Origin of the sequence: Allofournierella sp., from assembly GCF_017889395.1 — a bacterium.
Classification (GTDB): domain Bacteria; phylum Bacillota; class Clostridia; order Oscillospirales; family Ruminococcaceae; genus Allofournierella.
Window position 1 is genome coordinate 17,269 of the sequence record NZ_JAGHKE010000005.1, and the last position, 20,754, is coordinate 38,022.

The window sequence follows — 20,754 nt, forward strand, 5'->3', positions numbered from 1 at the left end:
CCTCCTATATTTTAAACTTTATTGAAATGTGCCTTGCTCTTCGCTGCGGGGCGCGGCCAGCAGGGCGGCCCCGAACAGCAGCAGGCAGCAGGAATAACAAAACGGATAGCGGGCGTTGGCCTCCCACAGGGTGAGGAACACCAGGTTGCCCAGCAGGCAGATCGTGCAGAAGAACAGGCCATGATCGCCGATGCGGCGGCGGTTTAAAAGCCCGCGTACCGCGGCCGCAAAGCCGGATGCCCAGAGCAGCCAGTAAACTGCCTGGCCGAAATCCGCGGTCAGGCCCGCGTGTGTGCCGTCCACACAGAACCATTCGTGCAGCCAGGTGCGCTGCACAGGTGCCAGGTGTACCATCTGGGGTGCGGTGTACAGCCCGTCCGCCCAGTCGGTCTCCGCCTTGGTGAAAAACAGCCAGGCCAGGCTCTGCGGGCTGGAAAGCAGATGCTCCAGGTTGGTCCGGATGCGGGCCAGGTTCGCGGCCTTTTTCTCCTCAATGGTGGAGTAGCGGCCGGTGTAGGCAAAGCTTTCGTTGTTGAAGGCGCCGTCGTTTTCCAGTCCCATCATGATCCAGTGGGTGGTGGGGGTGTGCATGGAATCATACAGGGAAAGATTCAGCAGCCCGCAGTTCCACTTGTAGGTGTTGAAGCCGAAAATCACCGCCGCACTGCCCAGGCAGAACAGCAGCAAAGCAGCCAGCGCACTGCGCCAGGCGCGGCGCAAACCGGCCCAGAACCCGGGCCGTAATGCCAGATACACACCAAAGGCCGGGTAGAGCAGCAGAGCGTTGCCCTTCATCAGAAAAGCAGCTCCTGCCAGAATGCCAAGACCGGCGCAGCCCAGCAGCCGGGCCCTTCGGGAAAGATGACCCCAGCGGTTTTCCAGAGCCAGAAAGGCCCACAGGCTGCCCGCCACCAGCGGCGCGGCCATGGTGTCGGTGTAAACAAAAGCAGTGAAGATGTAGTAGGGCAGGAAGATAAGGCAGAGCACAAGCGCCGCCGCCTTGCCCCGGCGGCCCCACAGAAGCCCCGCCGCACCGCATACGCACACCGCCGCGATGAACAGACACAGAGCATTCAGCCCCATGGCCCAGGCCGGGCCGGTGGCTCCGGTGAGCAGATACACCGGCCGGTACATCCAGTACAGCACGAACATGCAGAAAACATTGGTGTCTACACTGGCAAAGTAATCATTGTATAATGCCGGTACGGTACCCTGCGCCAGCTCGGTGGCGGTGCGCAGCACCGCCTCGGTGTCAAAGGGGGAGATGGTCAGGTCCTGCAACAGCAGAAAACCGCTGCCCAGCTGCAGCACCAGCAACAGCGCCAGACCGCCGCCGAACACTGCTCGCCAGCGGCCGGGGCTGAGTCGGTCCACCAGAGGCAGAAAGCGGCGCAGTGCAAAGGCACCCAGCGCCAGCAGCGCACAGAACGCCACCCTGCAGACACTCAGGTCCAGATGACCGCGCAGCCCGATCACCAGAAATATGCAGGCGAAGGCGGCCAGAAACAGCAGGCACACCGCCCGGCGCAGCCCGGCCTGAATGTTCGGCCCGGTCACCGGTTGCCCTCCGCAATGCGGTAGCCCATGCCCTTCAGAAGGTGCAGGGCGTTTTCGTGGTCCGCCGGGTCACCGGCGGCGCACAGGTCCGACCGCACCGTGATATCCGCGTTCAAAAAGGCCGAGTGCAGCACAATGGCGTTGCTCACCACGCAGATGTTGGTGACCACGCCGCAGACCTCGATCTCCTCCGGTTCGCCGCCGCACAGCGCCCGCACCGCGGCAGGCAGGCCCTCGGCACCGAAGGTGGGCTTGTCCAGAAAAGCCACGCCCGGCAGCACGGTCTGCTCGTATTCCGCCAGCCGGCCATAGAGATGCCAGCCCTCGCTGCCCTTCAGACAGTGGGGAAGGGGCAGAAAGCGCCCTTCCCGGCTGGTCAGATATTCCGCGCCGTGGGTGTCGCGGGTGAACAGTACCTGCCAGCCATCGGCCAGGGCCTGCTTCACCCGCTCTGCCAGCGGAGCTTCCAGGGCGCGGGCAGCGTCAAAGCCCAGCGCGCCGGAAACAAAATCCACCTGATAGTCCACAACACACAAAAGCTTGCTCATATAGCGGGCACATCCTTTCGTTTTCACAGCTGCTTTTTTACATCTGTTTCAGATAATCTGCAATGGCCACACACCGGCCCTCCCGCAGGTAGACCCGGGGAACGCGCAGCGCCAGACCGCACATGATCTCGTAGGGAATGCTGCCGACCTTGTTGGCCACGTCGTTCAGGCTGTCGGCACCGGGGCCGCCGAATACAACGGCCTCGTCGCCCTCCTGCACGTCGTCCAGACCGGTCACGTCCACCATCATCTGGTCCATGCAGACCCGGCCCAGTACCGGTGCGGAGTGCCCGCCGATGGAGCAGACGCCCTTGCCGGAAAGCAGGCGGGGATAGCCGTCCGCATAGCCCACGCAGAGGGTGGCCACCTTGCGGGGCGCGTTGGCGGTGAACTGCAGACCGTAGCTGAGAGCCTGACCGGGCAGCAGCTCTTTCACCTGGCTCACCACGGTCTTTAAGGTAAGCACCGGGCGCAGGCCGTCCAGATGAACCTCGTCGCTGGGGTCACAGCCGTAGAGCACGATGCCCGGCCGCACCAGATCCATGCCCCATTCCGGATGCTCCACCAGAGCGGCGGAGTTGCAGCAGTGCACGGTGCGCAGCTTGTGGCCCCGGGCCTCCAGACTCTCTTTCACCTGCACAAACAGGCTGTGCTGGCGGTTGGTGTATTCCACATCCGCTGCCGCGTGGCTGTCCGCCACTGCGAAATGCTGGAACATGCCGGTGATCTCCAGCCCCTCCAGACCGAAACAGGCCTCCAGCTGGTCCAGACAAGCGGGGATATCCTCCTCGCAGCGGGCAATGAAGCCCAGCCGGCCCATGCCGGTGTCGATCTTCAGATGGCAGCGCACCCGGGCGCCAGCCTCCAGCGCCGCGCTGCTCAGGGCCTGGGCGTATTCCGGGCTGAATACTGCCTGGGTCAGCCGGTGGCAGGCCAGGGTGGCCGCACAGGCCGGGTCAGTGTGACCCAGAATCAAAATCTCGCCGGTCACGCCGCCGCTGCGCAGGTGCAATGCCTCGGCCAGGCAGCTCACCGCAAACCACTTGGCACCCGCGTCCGCCAGCGTGCGGCAGACGATGCCGTCGCCGTGGCCGTAAGCTCCGGCCTTGACCACCGCGCACACGGCAGCGGACCCGGCATGCTGCTGCAGCAGCCGGAAGTTATGGGCCAGTGCGTCCAGATCCACCTCGGCCCAGCAATGCTTTTCGAAATTCAAACCAAAACACCTCGATGTTATCGTGTTGAAAGGGGCTGAATGCCGTCAGCCCTTGGCCACAGGGGCCCAGCCGTCCAGGTCCGCGCCCTGCATGGCCCCCAGCATCTTCTGGCGGAAGGCCTTGTCCTTGCGGCACATGGCGGCCACGTATTCCTTCATCTCCTGGCGGCGGGTGGCGCCATCCGCCGGGCAGGCGCTTTTTACAATTGGAAGCTCCTCGTGCTTCACTGCACGGCGCACGTCGCTCTCGGTGGCAAGGATCATGGGCCGGATCATGGTCAGGTCCTTGCGGGAGAGATAGGTCACCGGAGAGAAGCAGCCCAGCCGTCCCTCGCCCCAAAGATTCATGTAAAAGGTCTCGATGGCGTCGTCCAGATGGTGGCCCAGCGCCACCTTGTTGCAGCCCAGCTCCTTGGCGGTGTCGTGCAAAAGGCCACGGCGCATCTTGGCGCAGAGGGCGCAGGGGTTGGGTTCCTTGCGTACATCAAACACGATGGCCCCGATGTTGGACCGCCGGATCTCGAAGGGCACCTCCAGCTTGGCGAAGAGCTCCTCCAGAGGTGCGTAATCGGTGGACTTGCCGCTGAACTGAGGGTCCAGGCTCACCGCTATCACCTCGAAGGGGATTTTCATGTAACGGCGCAGATGGGCCAGACCCACGGTGAGGGCCACACTGTCCTTGCCGCCGGAAACGCCCACGCAGATCCGGTCGCCGGGCTCGATCATTTTGTATTCTTGAATGGCTTTGCGCATCAGGCCTTCCAGCCGCTGCATGGCAGTACCACCTTTCGCTTTGTATTATATATAGTATTATAAAAGAAAGGCTATGCCGCCGGCAAAAAGCCTACCCTATATTATAGCATGCCTTGCCGGTTTGCGAACAAAAAATCCTTCTTTTTGCCGGGCAAAAAAGCGGAAATCCACGGGCGGACTCGGGCGTTCTGCGACCGGCTGCGGCCATTATACCATGCGGCGGGCAGCTTGCACAAACTTTTGCAAAACTTTTTGAAAAAATCGAATTTGAGAAAACGAGAGAAAACAAGAGCAAGAGAGAGAATAAAAGAGTTTGACCAGATTAAATTAAAAATATCGAAAAAAGTGCTTGACGCGGCGGGCAAAGTAAGATATAATCACTCTTGCGTCAAAGTGCGCTTTCAATGGAATGTTTCCCGCGCCCACCGGCGCGACTGTTCAAAACAAATTCAGGAGGAAAATCGACATGAGCACTACTCTCGCTAAACCCGCCCAGATCGAGCGCAAGTGGTATGTGATCGACGCCGCGGGCAAGCCCCTCGGCCGCGTTGCTGCCCAGGCTGCTGTTCTGCTGCGTGGCAAGAACAAGGTTACCTTTACCCCCAACGTGGACTGCGGCGATCACGTAATCGTGATCAACTGCGACCAGGCTGTTCTGACCGGCAAGAAGCTGGAGAAGAAGTACTACCGTACTCACTCCGGTTGGATCGGCGGCCTGAAGGAGATCCAGTACAAGACCCTGATGGCGGAGAACTCCGACAAGGCTATGTACGTTGCCATTAAGGGCATGATCCCCTCCAACACCCTGGGTGCCAAGGCCATGACCCGTCTGCGCTGCTACAAGGGCGCTCAGCACGAGCAGGCTGCCCAGAAGCCCGAAGTTTACGAGTTTTAATAGGAGGCAATAGAGTATGTACGAGACTAAACCTTACTTCTACGGCACCGGTCGTCGTAAGAATTCCGTTGCCCGTGTTCGCGTTTACAACGGTACCGGCAAGATCACCATCAACGGCCGCGATATCGATGATTACTTCGGCCTGGAGACCCTGAAGCTGATCGTTCGTCAGCCTCTGGCTGTGGCTGAGGTCGAAGGCAAGTTCGACCTGGTCGTTCGCGTTGGCGGCGGCGGTGTTTCCGGTCAGGCTGGCGCTATCCGTCACGGCCTGGCTCGCGCCCTGCTGCAGTACGACGAGAACCTGCGCCCCGCTCTGAAGAAGGCTGGCTTCCTGACCCGCGATCCTCGTATGAAGGAACGTAAGAAGTACGGCCTGAAGGCTGCCCGTCGCGCACCCCAGTTCAGCAAGCGCTAATCGTTATCAGAAACCTTCAAAAGCCCTGGAAATCCGAGGATTTCCAGGGCTTTCTTTTTGTGCTTAATTGGAATAAATTGGAAAATAAAAGCGACTTGTAACCCATTTCTTGTGGGCTACAAGCTGGGTAAGCGCCCGAAAATGAGTGGAATTGGTTACCCAATAGGATAACTGGAAACGGATTTTGACGTTTGAGACCATACTTTTTTGCTTTGTTTTTGAAGCTTGTGTGAGCAGAAATACAGGAAACGAAATGCTGCACATATTGCCAGTCTTTTGTCTGCTCTGCATAAAAGGGAAAATGGTGTTTTGTGCAAGCAGCTAAAGAAAAAATATGCATGTTAATAAATCTGCAAAGCGGCTTGTTTTTGCAGAGGCGCTGTAGTAGGATAAGTATAAATAACACATGTTATTTAACCGGGAAAGGAGGGAGCAGCGATGCCGCCGCAAAAACGCATTTTCCAACAGGATATTCTGCAGGCCGCCGCCGAGCTGGTGGCCCAGCAGGGGCCGCAGGCGCTTTCGGTGCGCAGTCTGGCCCGGGCCATGGGCTGCTCCACCCAGCCCATCTACTCCGCCTTCGAGAGCATGGACGCCCTGCACACGGCCCTCATCGACTATGTACGGGAGCATTATCTGCGGGCGCAGGCCAGCAGCTACAAGCAGGTGGCGCTGTCCTTTTTGAACTTCGCCCGCAGCCAGAAGAACCTGTTCCGGCTGGTCTATCTGCGCCAGCGTCCGGCGGTGGAGACCCTGTTCGAGGACCCCAACGCGGAGGAGACCATCCGCCAGCTGCAGGCCAGCCTGGAGCTGAGCCGGGAAAAGGCCACCGAGCTGCACCGGCGCATGGTTTATTACTGCTATTCCATGGCGGTCATGATGGCCACCGGCTACCTGGAATTCTCGGAGGAGGAGATCGACCGGGAGCTCACCGAGGATTACCGCATCGTATTAACTTACTACAAGCAGGTGAAAAGCGAAGAGGAGCTGCAGCACTGGCTGTACCGGTCGCGGAACCTGTTGGGATAAACCAAAGGAGGAACACTATGGCAACAAATGCAAACAAGGCCTATGACGTGGTGGTCATCGGCGCAGGCAACGGCGGCCTGGTGGCAGCCATTCGGGTGCTGCAGGCGGGCTATTCCTGCCTGCTGCTGGAAAAGCACAACCTGCCCGGCGGCTTTGCCACCAGCTTCAAGCGAGGCCGCTTCGAGTTCGAGGCCAGCCTGCACGAGCTGAACGACTTCGGCTCCGCCGAAGACCCCGGCGACATCCGCACCCTCTTCCGCAGCTTGGGCGTGGAGGACAAGATCGACTGGGTGCGCATCCCGGAAGCCTACCACCTGATCACCACCGATAAAAAATACGACTGCGTAATGCCCTTCGGCATCCAGGCCTTCATCGACAAGATGGAGGAATACTGCCCCGGCAGCCGCAAGTCCATGACCGAGTTCTTCGAGCTGTGCAACGAGGTACGGGACGCCCAGACCTACTCCAACTCGGTGAACGGCAACACCGACTCCGAGTACATGAAGAAGAACTTCCCCAACTTCATCAAGGCGGGCAGCTACTCGGTGAACCAGGTGCTGGACGCGCTGAAAATGCCCGAAAAGGCCAAGGACATCCTGAACGCCTATTGGTGCTACCTGGGCGTGGACTGCGACCGCATGAGCTTTTTGCATTACGGCTCCATGGTCATCCGCTACATCACCCGGGATGCCTGGATGCCCAAGATGCGCTCCCACGAGATCAGTCTGGCAATGGATGCCCGCATCCGGGAGCTGGGCGGCGACATCTGGTACCAGTCCGAGGCCGAGACCATTCTGGCGGACGACGCGGGCCACATCCGGGGCGTGAAGCTGACCGACGGCAAGGTGATCGAGACCCGCCACGTGATCGCCAACTGCTCGCCCCACCTGGTCTTCGGTAAGATGCTGGAGAAGAAGGCGGTCACCGAGCAGATGGTGCGCGCCACCAACAGCCGTACCTTCGCGGGCCGCGGCTTCACTCTGTTCCTGGGTCTGAACCGCTCGGCCGAGGAGCTGGGCATCACCAGCCACAACTACTTTATCTACGACACCGCCGACACCGTGAAGCAGTACGATATGATGCGCAAGGTGAGCACCAACCACGTGCAGGCCACCGTGTGTCTGAACAACGCCTACCCGGAATGCTCCCCCGAGGGCACCTGCATGATGTACTTCACCACCATGTTCATGTCCGACGACTGGGGCAACGTGACCGAGGAGGACTACTTCAAGGCCAAGGACCGGGTAGCCGACGATATGATCCGGGTATTCGAGCGGGAGACCGGCTGCAAGATCCGGGATGCCATCGAGGAGATCTGCGTGGCATCGCCCACCACCTACGCCCGCTACTGCGGCCATCCCGAGGGCGTGATCTACGGCTATGAGACCGCCGAGTGGGACAGCCTGATGCCCCGCATGATGATGATGAAGGAGGACGCGCTGATGAGCCCCGGCCTGCGCTTCGCGGGCGGCTACGCCATGCGCTCCAGCGGCTACTCCAGCGCGTATGTGTCGGGCGATCTGTCCGGCCGTCAGACGGTGGGCGATTTGAAGAAGGAGGCGAAGGCGTAATGAATTTCAAGAAACAGCCTTTTGGTTTTATGGATATGCTGCGGTTTAAAAAGCTGGTGCCCAACCGCCGCAAGATGCTGGCGGAAGGCCCCAACACTCCGCTGCCTCAGGAATACCGCACCAATACCCTGGCGAAGAAGCTGCACCCCGGCTACATGCGGGTGGAGCTGACCGCCGCCCGCCCCCTGACCGGCACCATCCGGGAGCTGACCTTCCGCCGGGTGGACGGCGAGGCCTTCCCCTTCTTCCGGGCCGGCCAGTACGCCTCCATTCAGGTGAAGATCGGCGACAGCCTGGTCAGCCGCCCCTATTCCATCGTGTCCAGCCCCCGGCAGGCCCTGGCGGGCGAGCTGGTGCTGGCGGTGGAGAACGCGGGCTTTGTGTCCGGCTATCTGAACGAGAAGGCCCAGGTGGGCGACCGCTTCGTGATGACCGAGCCCTCCGGCGAGTTCCACTACGAGACCCTGCGGGACAGCCGCAGCATCGTGTGCATCGCGGGCGGCAGCGGCATCACCCCATTCATGTCCATGGCCTCCAGCCTGGCCGACGGGGATGAGGACTACCAGATGACCCTGTTCTACGGCGCGCGCACCGCGAACCAGCTGGCCTACCGGGCCGAGCTGGACCAGCTGACCGCCCGCTGCAAGGGGCTGAAGGTGGTCTACGTGCTCAGCGACGAGGAGTGCCCCGGCTGCGAAAAGGGCTTTGTGACCGCCAAGCTGGTGGAACAGTATGCGGACATTGCCGCCAGCACCTTCTTTCTGTGCGGCCCGCAGGCCATGTACGACTTTGTGGAAAAGGAGCTGGCCCCCTACGGCCTGCCGAAAAAGGCGGTCCACCGGGACGCGGGCTGCTGCGGCGACCTGCCGGTGGAGAATCCCGCCAAGTTTACCCTGACCGTACACATGCGGGACGAGGTGTACACCATCCCCGCCATGCAGAACGAGACCCTGCTCACCGCAATGGAGCGGGCGGGCCTGAACGCCCCCAACAAGTGCCGGGCGGGCGGCTGCGGCTTCTGCCACAGCAAGTGGCTGGCCGGTGAATACCATGTGGCTGAAGGCCGGGACGGCCGCCGGGAAGCGGATCGGAAGTTCGGCTTCATCCATCCTTGCGTGACCTACCCGCTGAGCGATATGGAGATCGACGTGCCGGTGGCATACTGAGCAACAAAAGAGGAGGAATCATCCCAATGGATCAGCGTTATGAACCCTTGTTCACCCCCTGGAAAATCGGCAATGTGGAGATGAAAAACCGCATCGTGATGTGCCCCATGGGCGGCACCTCGCTGTTCGGCTGGATGGAACCCAACCACTTCGACAAGGTGGCGGCGGAGTTCTTTCTGAACATCGCCCACAACAACGTGGGCCTGATCATCCCCGGCATCGCCCCTCTGCGGGACCCCATCGGCGGCCGGTGGCTGTATCAGAACCCGGGCATGTTCAAGGAGCTGAAGGCCTACATGGAGCAAATCCATGCCACCGGCGCCAAGCTGTTCGTGCAGCTCACCGCCGGCTTCGGCCGCAGCTTTGCCATCACCGATCATCTGAGCATCCTGCTGCGCAACAAGGCGCTGGGCACCCTGGCCAAGCCCATCGTGGACGCCTCGTTCCTGTGTGCGTCTCCCAGTGAGCTGCCCTCCCGCTGGGCCGAGGATGTGATGTGCCGGCCCATCACCAAAGAGGAGATCCACCAGCTGGTGGAGGCCTTCGCCAAGACCGCCAAGCTGTGCAAGGCGGCGGGCGTGGACGGCGTGGAGGTGCACGCGGTGCATGAGGGCTACCTGATGGACCAGTTCACCCTGCCTTACACCAACCAGCGCACCGATGAATACGGAGGCAGCTTTGAGAACCGCTACCGGTTCGCGGTGGAGACGGTGCAGGCTATCAAAAAGGCCTGCGGCAAGGACTACCCGGTGTCGCTGCGGTATTCGGTGCTAAGCAAGACCAAGGGCCTGTGCAAGGGCGCGGTGCCCGGCGAGGAGTACACCGAGGTGGGCCGTGACATGGCCGAGAGCGAGCGGGCAGCCCGGTACCTGCAGGAGGCCGGCTACGACATGCTCAACGCGGACAACGGCACCTACGATGCCTGGTACTGGGCCCATCCGCCCCAGTACATGCCCCAGAACTGCAACCTGGATGACGTGGCTCACATCCGCAAGTTTGTGGACATCCCGGTGGTCTGCGCCGGACGCATGACCCCGGAGGCAGGCGCGCAGGCCATCGCCGCGGGCCAGATCGACGGCATGGGCGTGGCCCGGCAGTTCCTGGTGGACGGCGCCTGGATCACCAAGCTGAAGGAGGGCAGGGAAGAGGACATCCAGCCCTGCATCTGCTGCCACAACGGCTGCTTCGCCCTGGCCCACTACAAGGGCGTGGCCAACGACGAGGACTTTAACGATGTGCTGCACATGGCCCGCTGTGCGTTGAACCCCACTACCATGCAGGGCCACAAATACGACATCCTGCCCGCCAAGAAGCCCAAGACCATCGCGGTGATCGGCGGCGGCATCGGCGGCATGGAGGCCGCCCGCATCGCCACTCTGCGGGGCCATAAGGTGACCATCTACGAGAAGACCGACCGTCTGGGCGGTGTGTTCATCGCCGCCGCCGCGCCGGACTTCAAGGAGAAGGACAAGGAGCTGATCCAGTGGTACCGCCGCCAGATCGAGCAGCTGAAGATCCCGGTGAAGTTCAACACCAACGTGACCGATCTTGCCCAGCTCAAGGCGGACGAGGTCATCGTGGCCACCGGCGCGGCTGCCCGCAAGCTGCCCATCCCCGGCGCAGACCGGGCCATGGACGCGGTGGACTATCTGGAGGGTAAGCCGGTGGGCCAGCGTGTGGTCATCATCGGCGGCGGCCTGAGCGGCTGCGAGATCGCCTATGACCTGTACCGCAAGGGCAAGACCCCCGTCATCGTGGAGGCCAAGAACGACCTGATGGCGGTGCGTGGCCTGTGCCTGGCCAACTCCTCCTACCTGCGGGACTTCTTTGAGGCCAACCGGGTGGAGGTGCATCTGGAAAGCAGCGTGGAGAAGATCGACGCCAACGGCGTGACCGTGAAGGACAAGAACGGCGCAAGCCAGACCCTGGCAGCGGACGATGTGATCCTGGCCGTGGGCTACACCCCGGCCCCGGCCTTCGCCAAGGGCCGCCACGTGCATGTGATCGGTGATGCCTGCAAGGTGGGCAACCTGCGCACCGTTGTCTGGCAGGCCTGGAAGGTGGCCGAGCGGCTGTAATCAAACCGCATTAGATGAAAACAAAAACGATCCCCTCGGGAATCCGGCAAATCGCCGGCCCCGGGGGGATCGTTTTCTTGTTTTTTCTCATTTCAGAAGCGCGCACAGCGGGCAGTCCGGCGCAAGCAGCGGGAACTCGGTGCGCAGGGCTTCCAGACAATGGGCGTCGCTGCCGGTGAGAAAGGGCAGCGACGGGGGAACAAGCCCGGCGGCAGTCAGTGCCGCGGCCCGGTCCGGGTCCGCCAGCTCCGCCAGCGAAAACTCCGGTTCTTCGGGCCAGAGGCCCAGCACACTGAGAAGGGAATAGCTGTCCCGGTCGATGTGAGCGGGCACCGGAATGCCGCCCAGCTCCCGGCAGAGGCGGGCGGTCTCTTCCAGCGTCAGCCCGGCGGCTGCGGTGAGCAGCTTTTTGGGCTGGTCGATGATCTCGTCGTCCTCGTTCATCACCCATTGCGGGCCCCAGATGTTCGGGTCCCAGTCGAATTCCGGCAGGCTCTCGTACAGGGCGTCGCCCATGGCCAGCGCCGCCTCCACCGTGGGGAAATAGCACAGCAGATGGATCTCCTCGGCGGTGTTGGCCTCCAGCGCGGGCAGCAGCTGTACCCCGTAGGCCTTGCAGCAGATTGCCGCGGCGGGCAGGTTCCGGGCGCTGTTGTGGTCCGCGATGGCGATCACATCGGCCCCGTTCAGAGCACACAGCCCCGCAATGGTGGCGGGGGTCATCTCCCGGTCCGCACAGGGGGAAAGGCAGGAGTGGATGTGCAGGTCGTACCGCATGCCCGGGTTCCTCCCTTCAGATTTTCATAAACGCTCACAGCTGACCCAGCTTGCGGGCCAGCACCAGAGCGGCTTCGTAGGCGGGCAGGTCGGTGGTGAACAGGGCCACCTCCTGCTGGGCGGCCCGCTCCAGCGCGTCCGGCATCCAGACGGCCTCCTGGCACAGCACCACCGCCGCCGCGTCGGCCAGGCTGGCCACCGCTACGGTGTTGATGTTGCCCATCACGGTGAACCAGACCTTGCCCTCGGTGCAGCGGCTCATGGCCCAGCTGAGCAGGTCGCAGCAGAAGCCGCCGGTCACCTCATGCTCAGGCACCGGCCCGGCGGGCACAAAGCCCAGGTTTTCCAGTTCAAGATTGGTCATCGTCCAGGCTCCTTTCCTGCAAAAGCTCTTCCAGACGGCGGCGCATCAGCACGGTGCAGTCCTCGGGCTTTGCCCGGCCGCGCACCACATCCTCGGCCAGGGCCTCGCAGGTGGGCGCGCCGCAGCCGCCGCAGTCCAGCCCCGGCAGCTGGGACAGAATCGTCCGCAGCCGACTGTATTTCTCCATCTGTTCGGCCCGGGTACCCTCCAGCTCCATCACCGGGGCATAGGCAAGGGGCGTGTCCCATCGCATGAAGTCCGGCACCTGGCGGCTGCTCAGGCGGGAGCGGGTCTCCGGCAGGCCACGGCGCAGCTGTTTCATTTTGGCCTTGGCGATGAAGGGGTTTTCCACCTGCAGCACGCCGCCCACACAGCCGCCCGCACAGGCGTTCAGCTCCACAAAGCGCAGGCCGGGCAGCTTTTCGTCTTCAAGATCTTCCAGTACACGAATGACGTTTTCAATGCCGTCCGCCGCCAGGTAGTCGTCCACCCCGCGCAGGCTGATGCTTTCGCCGGTGCTCTCGCCCCAGCGCACGCCTGCGCGGCCGATCTGGCTTTTTCCCTCGCTGGGGGTCTGCTTCATGGCCCACAGCATGCGGGGATAGATCTCCTTGATGCTCACCGCCGCGTCCAGAGCGCTGTGCTCCACCCCTAAGGGGCTGCGCACATAGCTGATTTTAGCCGGGCAGGGGGAGAGAAACACGCAGCCGATACGCTCCGGCGCAAGGCCGGTGCGGCGGGCGGCGTCCCGTTTGGCGATGCGGGCGGCCACCTCCACCGGCGGGGCCAGCGGCAGTAAATGGGGCAGCAGGTCCGGATAGCGCACCCGAATCAGCCGCACCACGGCCGGGCAGGCGCTGCTGATCAGGGGCAGCGGCTGGCCCCCGGCGGTGATCAGGCGGCGGGTGGCGTCGCTCACCAGCTCGGCGGCGCGCCCCACCTCAAACACCTCGTCAAAGCCCAGAGCAAGCAGCCCGTCCACCACCAGATCCGGCCCGGGCAGCCGGTTGAACTGGCCCAGAAAGCTGGGCGGCGGCAGGGCAATGGTATAGTCGAACCGCTCAGTCACCGAGAGTGGGTCCGCGGCGGCGGTCTTGGCGTGATGGGGGCAGATACGAATGCACTCGGCGCAGTCGATGCAGCGGGCCGGGTCGATGATGGCCTTGCCGCCCCGCACCCGGATGGCCTGGGTGGGGCAGCGCTTGATGCAGTTGATGCACCCCTTGCACAGCGCCCGGTTCAGGGTCACGGAATGGATGAATTCCTGTTTCATGGCGGCCACCTTTCCTTACAGAAGCACATTCATGCGGATGGTGGTGCCCTGCCCGGGCTGGGATTCGATGAAAAACTCGTCGCTGTAGCGCTTCATGTTGGGCAGGCCCATGCCCGCCCCGAAGCCCAGGCTGCGCACCTGTTCCGAGGCGGTGCTGTAGCCCTCCTGCATGGCGAGGGCGATGTCCGGGATGCCGGGGCCCTGGTCCTCCAGCCGCATCCGGATGGCCTCGGGAGTCAGCTCCACAAAGATCTGCCCGCCGCCCGCGTGGATCACCAGATTGATCTCGCCCTCATACAGCGCGATGGAGGCCTTGCGGATGGCCTCAGGGGGAAAGCCCATTCGCTTTAAGGTGTGCTTCAGGTCTGCCGAGGCCTCCCCGGCGCGGGTGAAATCGTCGCCGGGCACGGTGTATTCCAACCGGATGGGCTCAGTCATGGCCGCCACCTCCCCGCAGGCCTGCCTGGTACAGAATACCGCAGGCGGAGAACATGGTGCGCTGGGTGGCCAGCACTGCGATGCCTCGCTGCTCGGCCAGCTCCAGCACCTTCGGCGAGGGGCGCTTGCCCCGCACGAACACGATGCACACCATGTCCATCATGTCGGCGGTGCGCACCACCTGAGGATTGTTCAGCCCGGTGAGCAGCACGGCCTGGTCCTTCACAAAGGCAAGCACATCGCTCATCATGTCGCTGCCGCAGGCGTTGTGGACCTGGGTATCCAGCCGGGCGCTCGGTGTGAGCAGCTCGGCGGGAAGCAGGTGCAGAATGTCCTGAATGGTCATGGCGGTTTCGCCCCTTTCCATGGGTTTTTTTCTTTCAGTATACGGCAAAAAGGGCAAAGCGGGCAATGGCCTTTGGAAAATCTGTCTGTGGCAGGTTGCATAAAATTTGCCCAATTGTTTTTCTTTTATGAAGATTAAAACTATGCAAAATTTATAGGAAAACGGGCGATTTTGTGTTACAATGATACCACTGAGTAAACGATACAGGCGGTCGCCCGGACTCAAAATTATCCCGGGCCCCGCGAAAAAAACAGAAAACGGAGGGATACCCAACATGAGGCGTTTTTCCACCCTGCCCTTCGCAGGGACCCCCGAACAGGAGCAGCAGCTCACGGAATGGCTGGACCAGCACAAGGATATGCCCGGCGTGACCATGCCTGCTCTGCAGAAGGCCCAGGAGATCTACGGCTACCTGCCCATTGAGGTGCAGCGCATGGTGGCGGATGCATTGGGCATCCCGCTGGCCGAGGTCTACGGCGTGGCCACCTTCTATTCCCAGTTCCGGCTGGTGCCCCAGGGTCGCTACCGGGTGAGCGTCTGCCTGGGCACCGCCTGCTACGTGAAGGGCAGCGGCAAGCTGTATGAGAAATTGCAGGAGAAGCTGGGCATCGGCGACGGTGAATGCACGCCGGACGGCAAGTTCAGTCTGGACAGCTGCCGCTGCGTGGGCGCCTGCGGTCTGGCCCCGGTGATGATGGTGAACGACGATGTGTACGGCCGTCTCACTGGTGAGGACGCCGAGCTGGACGCCATTCTGGCCAAGTACGAGTAAGCGGCCATGCAGGAGCTGAGCATGCATGTGATGGACATCGCCCAGAACGCGGTGGCCGCCGGGGCGGCAAATACCCGCATTATTCTGCGGATGGACACCGCCGCCGACCGGCTGGAGCTGACCGTGGAGGACGACGGCCGGGGCATGACCGATGAGCAGGCCGGGGCGGCGCTGGACCCCTTTTACACCAGCCGCACCACCCGCAAGGTGGGCCTTGGCCTGCCGCTGCTGCGGCTGACCGCCCAGCTCACCGGAGGCGACGTGGCCATCGAGAGCGCGCCGGGAAAGGGAACACGGGTCACCGCCTGGTTCGGCCTTTCCCACATCGACCGCCCTCCGCTGGGTGATATGGCGGGCACCATCTCCGCCCTGATGCAGGCAAACCCCGAGCGGGATTTTTGCTACGAGCTGCATGTGAACGACCAAAACTTCGCGGTAAACAGCCGCGAGATCAAACAGATCCTGGGCGGTGTGTCTCTGGCACAGCCCGAAGTGGCGCTGTTCCTCCGGGAATACATCGAGGAAAACAGCGCCCCCCTGCTGGAAAAGGAGTGAAACGAACCCATGAAAAGTCTGAAAGAACTGGAGGCCATCCGGGACCGGATGCGCCAGACCGTGAATACCCGCGAGAGTGACAGCAATACCATTCGTGTGGTGGTGGGCATGGCCACCTGCGGCATCTCCGCCGGTGCAAGACCGGTGCTGAACGCCATTGTGGAGGAGCTGGCCCGGGAGAACGTGGCCGGTGTGCAGGTCACCCAGACCGGCTGCATCGGCATCTGCCAGTATGAGCCGGTGGTAGAGGTGTATGAGCCGGGCAAGGAGAAGGTGACCTATGTGAAGATGACCCCGGAAAAGGCCATCCGCATGGTACATCACCATCTGATGAACGGCGAGCCGGTGGAGGAATACATCATCGGTTCGCTGACCAAGTGAAAGGGGGCGCGGCACAGTGTACAGAAACCATGTGATGATCTGCGGCGGTACCGGATGCACCTCGTCCGGCAGCGACCGCATTGCCGCGGCCTTTGAACGGGAGCTGGAGCGCCACGGGCTGGACAGCGAGGTCAAGGTGGTACGTACCGGCTGCTTCGGCCTGTGCGCCCTGGGCCCCATCGTGGTGATCTACCCGGAGGGCAGCTTCTACAGCCGGGTGAAGGAAGAGCACGTGGAGTGGATCGTGACCGAGCATCTGCTCAAGGGCCGCCCGGTGCGCAGCCTGCTGTTCGACGAAACGGTGGACGGCGAGCGGATCAAAAGCCTGGACCAGACCGGCTTCTACAAAAAGCAAAAGCGGGTGGCGCTGCGCAACTGCGGCGTGATCAACCCGGAAAACATCGAGGAATACATCGCTTTTGACGGCTACGCGGCGCTGGGCAAGGCCCTCACCGAGATGACGCCGGACGATGTGATCCAGACCGTGCTGGATTCCGGCCTGCGGGGCCGGGGCGGCGGCGGCTTCCCCACGGGGCGCAAGTGGCAGCTGGCCTGCGCCGATCGGGGCAAGGTGAAAAAATTCGTCTGCTGCAACGCGGACGAGGGCGACCCGGGCGCATTCATGGACCGCAGCGTGCTGGAGGGCGATCCCCATGCGGTGATCGAGGCCATGGCCATTGCGGGCTATGCCATCGGAGCGGACAAGGGCTATGTGTATGTGCGTGCGGAATATCCCATCGCGGTAAAACGGCTGCAGATCGCCATCAACCAGGCCCGGGACTACGGCCTGCTGGGCGAGGACATCTTCGGCAGCGGTTTTAACTTTGACATCGAGATCAAGCTGGGCGCGGGCGCCTTCGTCTGCGGCGAGGAGACTGCTCTGATGACCAGCATCGAGGGCAACCGGGGCGAGCCTCGGCCCCGTCCGCCCTTCCCGGCGAAGAAGGGCCTGTTCGGCCGGCCCACCATCCTGAACAACGTGGAGACCTACGCCAACATTCCCCAGATCATCCTGAACGGGGCCGAGTGGTTCCGCAGCATGGGCACTGAGAACAGCCCCGGCACCAAGGTATTTGCCCTGGGCGGCAAGATCCACAACACCGGCCTTGTGGAGGTTCCCATGGGAACCACCCTGCGGGAGATCGTGGAGGAGATCGGCGGCGGCATCCCGGACGGCAAGAAGTTCAAGGCGGCCCAGACCGGCGGTCCCTCCGGCGGCTGCATCCCCGCCGAGCTGATCGACACCCCCATCGATTACGATTCTCTGAGCAAGATCGGCAGCATGATGGGTTCCGGCGGCCTGATCGTTATGGACGAGGACACCTGCATGGTGGACATCGCCAAGTTCTTTTTGGAATTCACCGTGGACGAAAGCTGCGGCAAGTGCACCCCCTGCCGGGTGGGCACCAAGCGGCTGCTGGAGCTGCTGGAGAAGATCACCAGCGGCAACGGAACCATGCGGGACCTGGAACGCATTGAGGAGCTGGCCGAGTTCGTGAAGAACAACAGCCTGTGCGGCCTGGGCCAGACCGCGCCCAATCCGGTGCTGTCCACCCTGAAGTATTTCCGGGAGGAATACTTGGCCCACATTCAGGACAAACGCTGCCCGGCAGGCGTGTGCAAGGCGCTGCTGGTGTACAAGATCGACCCGGACAAGTGCCGCGGCTGCACCCTGTGCGCCCGCAACTGTCCGGCGGACGCGATCATGGGCAGTGTGCGCAACCCCCACAGCATCGACACCAACAAGTGCGTGAAGTGCGGCGCCTGCATGGATACCTGCCGCTTTGGCGCCATCAGCAAAGGCTAAGGAGGGCACACGGCAATTATGAATATGGTAAATTTGAAGATCAACAACGTGCCCTGTCAGGCGCCGGAGGGCTCCACCATTCTGGAGGCGGCCCACGAGGTGGGCATCACCATCCCTACCCTGTGCTACTTAAAGGAGATCAAGCGGGTGAACGGTGCCTGCCGGGTCTGTGTGGTGGAGGTAAAGGGCGCAAAGAACCTGCTGCCCGCCTGCGTCTACCCGGTGAGCGAGGGCATGGAGGTATTCACCAACACCAAGCGGGTGCAGAACGCCCGCAAGATGAATCTGGAACTGATCCTCTCCATCCATAATCAGGACTGCATGAGCTGCGTGCGCAACGGCGACTGTGAGCTGCTGCGGCTGTGCAAGCAGTATGGCGTGGACAAATCCAACGCCTTTGAGGGCGTTCTGCCCGAACGGCAGGACGACGACAGCGCCTCCCACCTGGTGAAGGACAGCTCCAAGTGCATCATCTGCCGCCGCTGCATCTCCACCTGCGCCGAGAACCAGGGCGTGGGCGTGATCAATGTGGTGGAGCGCGGCTTCAATACCCACATCGCCTGCGCCTTTGAGGGCAAGCTGGCGGATTCCACCTGCATCGGCTGCGGCCAGTGCATCACGGTCTGCCCCACCGCCGCCCTGGTGGAGCGGGACGATACCGAAAAGGTATGGGCCGCGCTGGACGATCCCACCCGCCATGTGGTGGTGCAGACCGCGCCCAGCGTGCGCGCGGCCCTGGGCGAAGAGTTCGGCCTGCCCATCGGCACCAATGTACAGGGCAAAATGGTGGCGGCGCTGCGCCGCCTGGGCTTCGACGGAGTGTTCGACACCGACTTTGCCGCCGATATGACCATCATGGAGGAGGCCCACGAGTTCCTGGAGCGGGTGAAGAACGGGGGCAAGCTGCCTCTGATCACCAGCTGCAGCCCCGGCTGGGTCAAATACTGCGAGACCTTCCACCCGGATTTCATCCCCAATCTGTCCAGCTGCAAGAGCCCGCAGCAGATGTTTGGTGCGCTGAGCAAAACCTACTACGCGGAAAAAATGGGGCTGGACCCCAGAAATATTTACTGCGTGTCGGTGATGCCCTGCACTGCCAAGAAGTTCGAGATCGGCCGCCCGGACCAGAGCGCCGCGGGCGACGGCATCCCGGATGTGGATGTGGCCATCACCACTCGTGAGCTGGCCCGGATGATCCACCGCAGCGGCCTGCGCTTTTTGGATCTACCGGATGAGGACTTCGACCCGGCCATGGGTCAGGCCACCGGCGCGGGGCACATCTTCGGCGCCACCGGCGGCGTGATGGAGGCAGCCCTGCGCACCGCGGTGGAGACCCTCACCGGCGAAAAGGTGGAGCCGGTGGAATTCACCCAGGTACGCGGCACCGATGCCATCAAGGAGGCGGAATACCAGGTGGGCGGGCTCACCCTGCGGGTCTGCGTGGTCAGCGGCACCGCCAACGCGGGCAAGGTGCTGGACATGGTGCGCAGCGGGGAAAAGCAGTACGACATGATCGAGGTCATGGCTTGCCCCGGCGGCTGCGTGAACGGCGGCGGTCAGCCCATCCAGCCTGCTCCGGTGCGCAACTTCACCGACATCCGCGCCCTGCGCGCCAAGGCCCTGTATGACCAGGACGAGGCAAGCGTGCTGCGCCGCAGCCACGAGAACCCGCTGGTCCAGCAGGTCTACGCGGAATTTCTGGGCGAGCCGGGCAGCGAAAAGGCGCACCACATCCTGCATACCAGTTACGCGCCGCGCCCCCGTCTGTTCTGAATCCCTGTTGCCCCTGCAGCTCTGCTGCGGGGCTTTTTTGTGCCTGAAAAAATAAATGAGAAAAATTCCTATTTATGGGTTGACAGCATAAATAGGAAATGTTATCATTAAGTCACGGAAACGAAACCCACCAACAAAATATTGAAAGAATCAAGCGGCAGCACCGCATGAGCCGTCAGGCGATGCTTGCCAAAATCATGAAAGAAATATGGAGGAAATGACAATGGAAAAATGGCGTTGCACTGTATGTGGTTATATTCATGAAGGCCCCCTGCCTGAGGACTTTACCTGCCCCCGCTGCCGCAAGCCCGCTTCGGTGTTTGAGAAGATCGAGGAGCCCAAGTCTGGCAGCCGCTATGCCGGCACCAAGACCGAGCAGAACCTGCGCGAGGCCTTTGCCGGTGAGAGCCAGGCCCGCGGCAAGTACACTTACTTTGCCCAGGTAGCCCAGCGCGAGGGCTACGAGCAGCTGGCCGAGGTCTTCCGCAAGACCGCCCGCAACGAGCAGGAGCATGCCCGCCTGTGGTTCGAGGCCCTGGGCGGCCTGGGCGCCACCGCCGACAACCTGCTGGCTGCCGCCGAGGGTGAGAACTACGAGTGGACCGATATGTACGACCGCTTCGCCAAGGACGCCGAAGAGGAAGGCTTCCCCGAGCTGGCCGAGAAGTTCCGCAAGGTGGCTGCCATCGAGATGAGCCACGAGGAGCGCTACCGCCGTCTGCTGAAGAACGTGGAAATGCAGCAGGTGTTCGAGAAGGGCGAGCTGACCATGTGGGAGTGCCGCGTGTGCGGCCATCTGGTCATGGGCAAGAAGGCCCCCGAGGTGTGCCCGGTCTGCGGCTACGCCCAGAGCTTCTTCGAGATGCGCTGCGAGAATTACTAAATAAATCCCAAAAGGCCGGGGCCGTGCTGCCCCGGCCTTTTCAGCGCGCTCCACCACTCGGAATTATGCGGGATTGCCTTGACTTTTGCCGCCGCATATGATATAAGTGTAACTGTTAACAAAGACACAGAGAACAGCTGTGATGGAGACAGTAAGC

The 20,754-nt window shown here is 62.2% G+C and carries 21 protein-coding genes; 12 read left to right on the plus strand and 9 right to left on the minus strand.

Annotated elements, in window-relative coordinates:
* Positions 1-18: 18 nt before the first annotated feature.
* The 4 genes from J7G73_RS01255 to J7G73_RS01270 are packed head-to-tail and all read right to left on the minus strand — an operon-like array spanning position 19 to position 4,095.
* Positions 19-1,557 carry a hypothetical protein gene (locus J7G73_RS01255; protein ID WP_291244918.1) on the minus strand — a complete coding sequence of 513 codons (1,539 nt, stop codon included), beginning with the start codon at positions 1,555-1,557 and terminating at the stop codon, positions 19-21.
* Positions 1,554-2,105 (minus strand): cysteine hydrolase family protein, encoded by a 552-nt coding sequence (locus J7G73_RS01260; protein ID WP_291244919.1) that lies wholly within the window; start codon positions 2,103-2,105, stop codon positions 1,554-1,556. The genes J7G73_RS01255 and J7G73_RS01260 overlap by 4 nt, the downstream gene beginning before the upstream one ends.
* A 37-nt stretch (positions 2,106-2,142) precedes the next feature.
* Positions 2,143-3,321, minus strand: coding sequence for an alanine racemase (gene alr / locus J7G73_RS01265; protein ID WP_291244920.1), 1,179 nt, complete (start codon positions 3,319-3,321; stop codon positions 2,143-2,145).
* 45 nt (positions 3,322-3,366) lie between these two features.
* Positions 3,367-4,095 carry a tRNA 2-thiocytidine biosynthesis TtcA family protein gene (locus J7G73_RS01270; RefSeq protein WP_291244921.1) on the minus strand — a complete coding sequence of 243 codons (729 nt, stop codon included), beginning with the start codon at positions 4,093-4,095 and terminating at the stop codon, positions 3,367-3,369.
* A gap of 445 nt (positions 4,096-4,540) precedes the next feature.
* Between J7G73_RS01270 and rplM the strand changes: the two genes are divergently transcribed.
* The 6 genes from rplM to J7G73_RS01300 all read left to right on the plus strand — a co-directional run bounded on the left by rplM (position 4,541) and on the right by J7G73_RS01300 (position 11,228).
* Positions 4,541-4,969, plus strand: a complete 429-nt coding sequence (rplM, locus tag J7G73_RS01275; protein ID WP_058967082.1) for a 50S ribosomal protein L13 — start codon at positions 4,541-4,543, stop codon at positions 4,967-4,969.
* 16 nt (positions 4,970-4,985) lie between these two features.
* Positions 4,986-5,384 (plus strand): 30S ribosomal protein S9, encoded by a 399-nt coding sequence (gene rpsI, locus J7G73_RS01280; RefSeq protein WP_058967081.1) that lies wholly within the window; start codon positions 4,986-4,988, stop codon positions 5,382-5,384.
* A 438-nt stretch (positions 5,385-5,822) separates the two neighbouring features.
* Positions 5,823-6,413 carry a TetR/AcrR family transcriptional regulator gene (locus J7G73_RS01285; protein ID WP_291244922.1) on the plus strand — a complete coding sequence of 197 codons (591 nt, stop codon included), beginning with the start codon at positions 5,823-5,825 and terminating at the stop codon, positions 6,411-6,413.
* A gap of 17 nt (positions 6,414-6,430) precedes the next feature.
* A complete protein-coding gene (locus tag J7G73_RS01290; protein WP_291244923.1) occupies positions 6,431-7,984 on the plus strand; it encodes an NAD(P)/FAD-dependent oxidoreductase in 1,554 nt (517 codons plus the stop codon).
* A complete protein-coding gene (locus tag J7G73_RS01295; protein ID WP_291244924.1) occupies positions 7,984-9,150 on the plus strand; it encodes an iron-sulfur cluster-binding domain-containing protein in 1,167 nt (388 codons plus the stop codon). Before J7G73_RS01290 ends, J7G73_RS01295 begins: the two co-directional genes overlap by 1 nt.
* 26 nt (positions 9,151-9,176) lie before the next feature.
* A complete protein-coding gene (locus tag J7G73_RS01300) occupies positions 9,177-11,228 on the plus strand; it encodes an FAD-dependent oxidoreductase (protein WP_291244925.1) in 2,052 nt (683 codons plus the stop codon).
* Between the two features lie 87 nt (positions 11,229-11,315).
* Here the strand turns inward: J7G73_RS01300 and J7G73_RS01305 are convergent, their stop codons facing one another.
* Genes J7G73_RS01305 through J7G73_RS01325 form a run of 5 tightly spaced genes read right to left on the minus strand, consistent with a single transcriptional unit; the run spans position 11,316 to position 14,426 of the window.
* Positions 11,316-12,005: a PHP domain-containing protein gene (locus J7G73_RS01305; protein ID WP_291244926.1), complete on the minus strand. Its 690-nt coding sequence runs from the start codon at positions 12,003-12,005 to the stop codon at positions 11,316-11,318.
* Between the two features lie 34 nt (positions 12,006-12,039).
* On the minus strand, positions 12,040-12,369 hold the full coding sequence (locus tag J7G73_RS01310) for a hypothetical protein (protein WP_291244927.1): 330 nt from the start codon (positions 12,367-12,369) through the stop codon (positions 12,040-12,042).
* Entirely contained in the window at positions 12,356-13,642 is a 1,287-nt protein-coding gene (locus tag J7G73_RS01315; protein WP_291244928.1) for a [Fe-Fe] hydrogenase large subunit C-terminal domain-containing protein, read from the minus strand. The genes J7G73_RS01310 and J7G73_RS01315 overlap by 14 nt, the downstream gene beginning before the upstream one ends.
* 15 nt (positions 13,643-13,657) lie before the next feature.
* Complete coding sequence (locus tag J7G73_RS01320; RefSeq protein ID WP_291244929.1) at positions 13,658-14,080, minus strand: ATP-binding protein; 423 nt, start codon at positions 14,078-14,080, stop codon at positions 13,658-13,660.
* The gene (locus J7G73_RS01325) at positions 14,073-14,426 is read right to left on the minus strand and encodes a DRTGG domain-containing protein (RefSeq protein WP_291244934.1); all 354 of its coding nucleotides are present in this window, start codon (positions 14,424-14,426) and stop codon (positions 14,073-14,075) included. Before J7G73_RS01325 ends, J7G73_RS01320 begins: the two co-directional genes overlap by 8 nt.
* Before the next feature lie 274 nt (positions 14,427-14,700).
* On the opposite strand from J7G73_RS01325, the gene nuoE reads away from it, so the two are divergent.
* The 6 genes from nuoE to rbr all read left to right on the plus strand — a co-directional run bounded on the left by nuoE (position 14,701) and on the right by rbr (position 20,597).
* Positions 14,701-15,198 carry an NAD(P)H-dependent oxidoreductase subunit E gene (gene nuoE / locus J7G73_RS01330; protein ID WP_087183344.1) on the plus strand — a complete coding sequence of 166 codons (498 nt, stop codon included), beginning with the start codon at positions 14,701-14,703 and terminating at the stop codon, positions 15,196-15,198.
* 6 nt (positions 15,199-15,204) lie between these two features.
* The gene (locus tag J7G73_RS01335) at positions 15,205-15,753 is read left to right on the plus strand and encodes a sensor histidine kinase (RefSeq protein WP_291244930.1); all 549 of its coding nucleotides are present in this window, start codon (positions 15,205-15,207) and stop codon (positions 15,751-15,753) included.
* A gap of 9 nt (positions 15,754-15,762) precedes the next feature.
* Complete coding sequence (locus tag J7G73_RS01340; RefSeq protein WP_087295746.1) at positions 15,763-16,134, plus strand: (2Fe-2S) ferredoxin domain-containing protein; 372 nt, start codon at positions 15,763-15,765, stop codon at positions 16,132-16,134.
* 16 nt (positions 16,135-16,150) lie between these two features.
* Positions 16,151-17,941: an NADH-quinone oxidoreductase subunit NuoF gene (locus J7G73_RS01345; protein ID WP_087295745.1), complete on the plus strand. Its 1,791-nt coding sequence runs from the start codon at positions 16,151-16,153 to the stop codon at positions 17,939-17,941.
* A gap of 18 nt (positions 17,942-17,959) precedes the next feature.
* The gene (locus J7G73_RS01350) at positions 17,960-19,714 is read left to right on the plus strand and encodes an NADH-dependent [FeFe] hydrogenase, group A6 (protein ID WP_291244931.1); all 1,755 of its coding nucleotides are present in this window, start codon (positions 17,960-17,962) and stop codon (positions 19,712-19,714) included.
* Positions 19,715-19,937: 223 nt separating this feature from the next.
* Positions 19,938-20,597: a rubrerythrin gene (gene rbr / locus J7G73_RS01355; protein WP_291244932.1), complete on the plus strand. Its 660-nt coding sequence runs from the start codon at positions 19,938-19,940 to the stop codon at positions 20,595-20,597.
* The last annotated feature ends 157 nt before the right edge of the window (positions 20,598-20,754 follow it).

Coding starts and splice junctions, on each gene's coding strand:
- rplM (WP_058967082.1), top strand. CDS start 4,541: ATGAGCACTACTCTCGCTAAACCCGCCCAGATCGAGCGCAAGTGGTAT.
- J7G73_RS01310 (WP_291244927.1), bottom strand. CDS start 12,369: ATGACCAATCTTGAACTGGAAAACCTGGGCTTTGTGCCCGCCGGGCCG.
- J7G73_RS01295 (WP_291244924.1), top strand. CDS start 7,984: ATGAATTTCAAGAAACAGCCTTTTGGTTTTATGGATATGCTGCGGTTT.
- J7G73_RS01350 (WP_291244931.1), top strand. CDS start 17,960: ATGAATATGGTAAATTTGAAGATCAACAACGTGCCCTGTCAGGCGCCG.
- nuoE (WP_087183344.1), top strand. CDS start 14,701: ATGAGGCGTTTTTCCACCCTGCCCTTCGCAGGGACCCCCGAACAGGAG.
- J7G73_RS01305 (WP_291244926.1), bottom strand. CDS start 12,005: ATGCGGTACGACCTGCACATCCACTCCTGCCTTTCCCCCTGTGCGGAC.
- J7G73_RS01260 (WP_291244919.1), bottom strand. CDS start 2,105: ATGAGCAAGCTTTTGTGTGTTGTGGACTATCAGGTGGATTTTGTTTCC.
- rpsI (WP_058967081.1), top strand. CDS start 4,986: ATGTACGAGACTAAACCTTACTTCTACGGCACCGGTCGTCGTAAGAAT.
- J7G73_RS01290 (WP_291244923.1), top strand. CDS start 6,431: ATGGCAACAAATGCAAACAAGGCCTATGACGTGGTGGTCATCGGCGCA.
- J7G73_RS01335 (WP_291244930.1), top strand. CDS start 15,205: ATGCAGGAGCTGAGCATGCATGTGATGGACATCGCCCAGAACGCGGTG.
- J7G73_RS01315 (WP_291244928.1), bottom strand. CDS start 13,642: ATGAAACAGGAATTCATCCATTCCGTGACCCTGAACCGGGCGCTGTGC.
- J7G73_RS01285 (WP_291244922.1), top strand. CDS start 5,823: ATGCCGCCGCAAAAACGCATTTTCCAACAGGATATTCTGCAGGCCGCC.
- J7G73_RS01320 (WP_291244929.1), bottom strand. CDS start 14,080: ATGACTGAGCCCATCCGGTTGGAATACACCGTGCCCGGCGACGATTTC.
- J7G73_RS01325 (WP_291244934.1), bottom strand. CDS start 14,426: ATGACCATTCAGGACATTCTGCACCTGCTTCCCGCCGAGCTGCTCACA.
- J7G73_RS01270 (WP_291244921.1), bottom strand. CDS start 4,095: ATGCAGCGGCTGGAAGGCCTGATGCGCAAAGCCATTCAAGAATACAAA.
- J7G73_RS01340 (WP_087295746.1), top strand. CDS start 15,763: ATGAAAAGTCTGAAAGAACTGGAGGCCATCCGGGACCGGATGCGCCAG.
- rbr (WP_291244932.1), top strand. CDS start 19,938: ATGGAAAAATGGCGTTGCACTGTATGTGGTTATATTCATGAAGGCCCC.
- J7G73_RS01300 (WP_291244925.1), top strand. CDS start 9,177: ATGGATCAGCGTTATGAACCCTTGTTCACCCCCTGGAAAATCGGCAAT.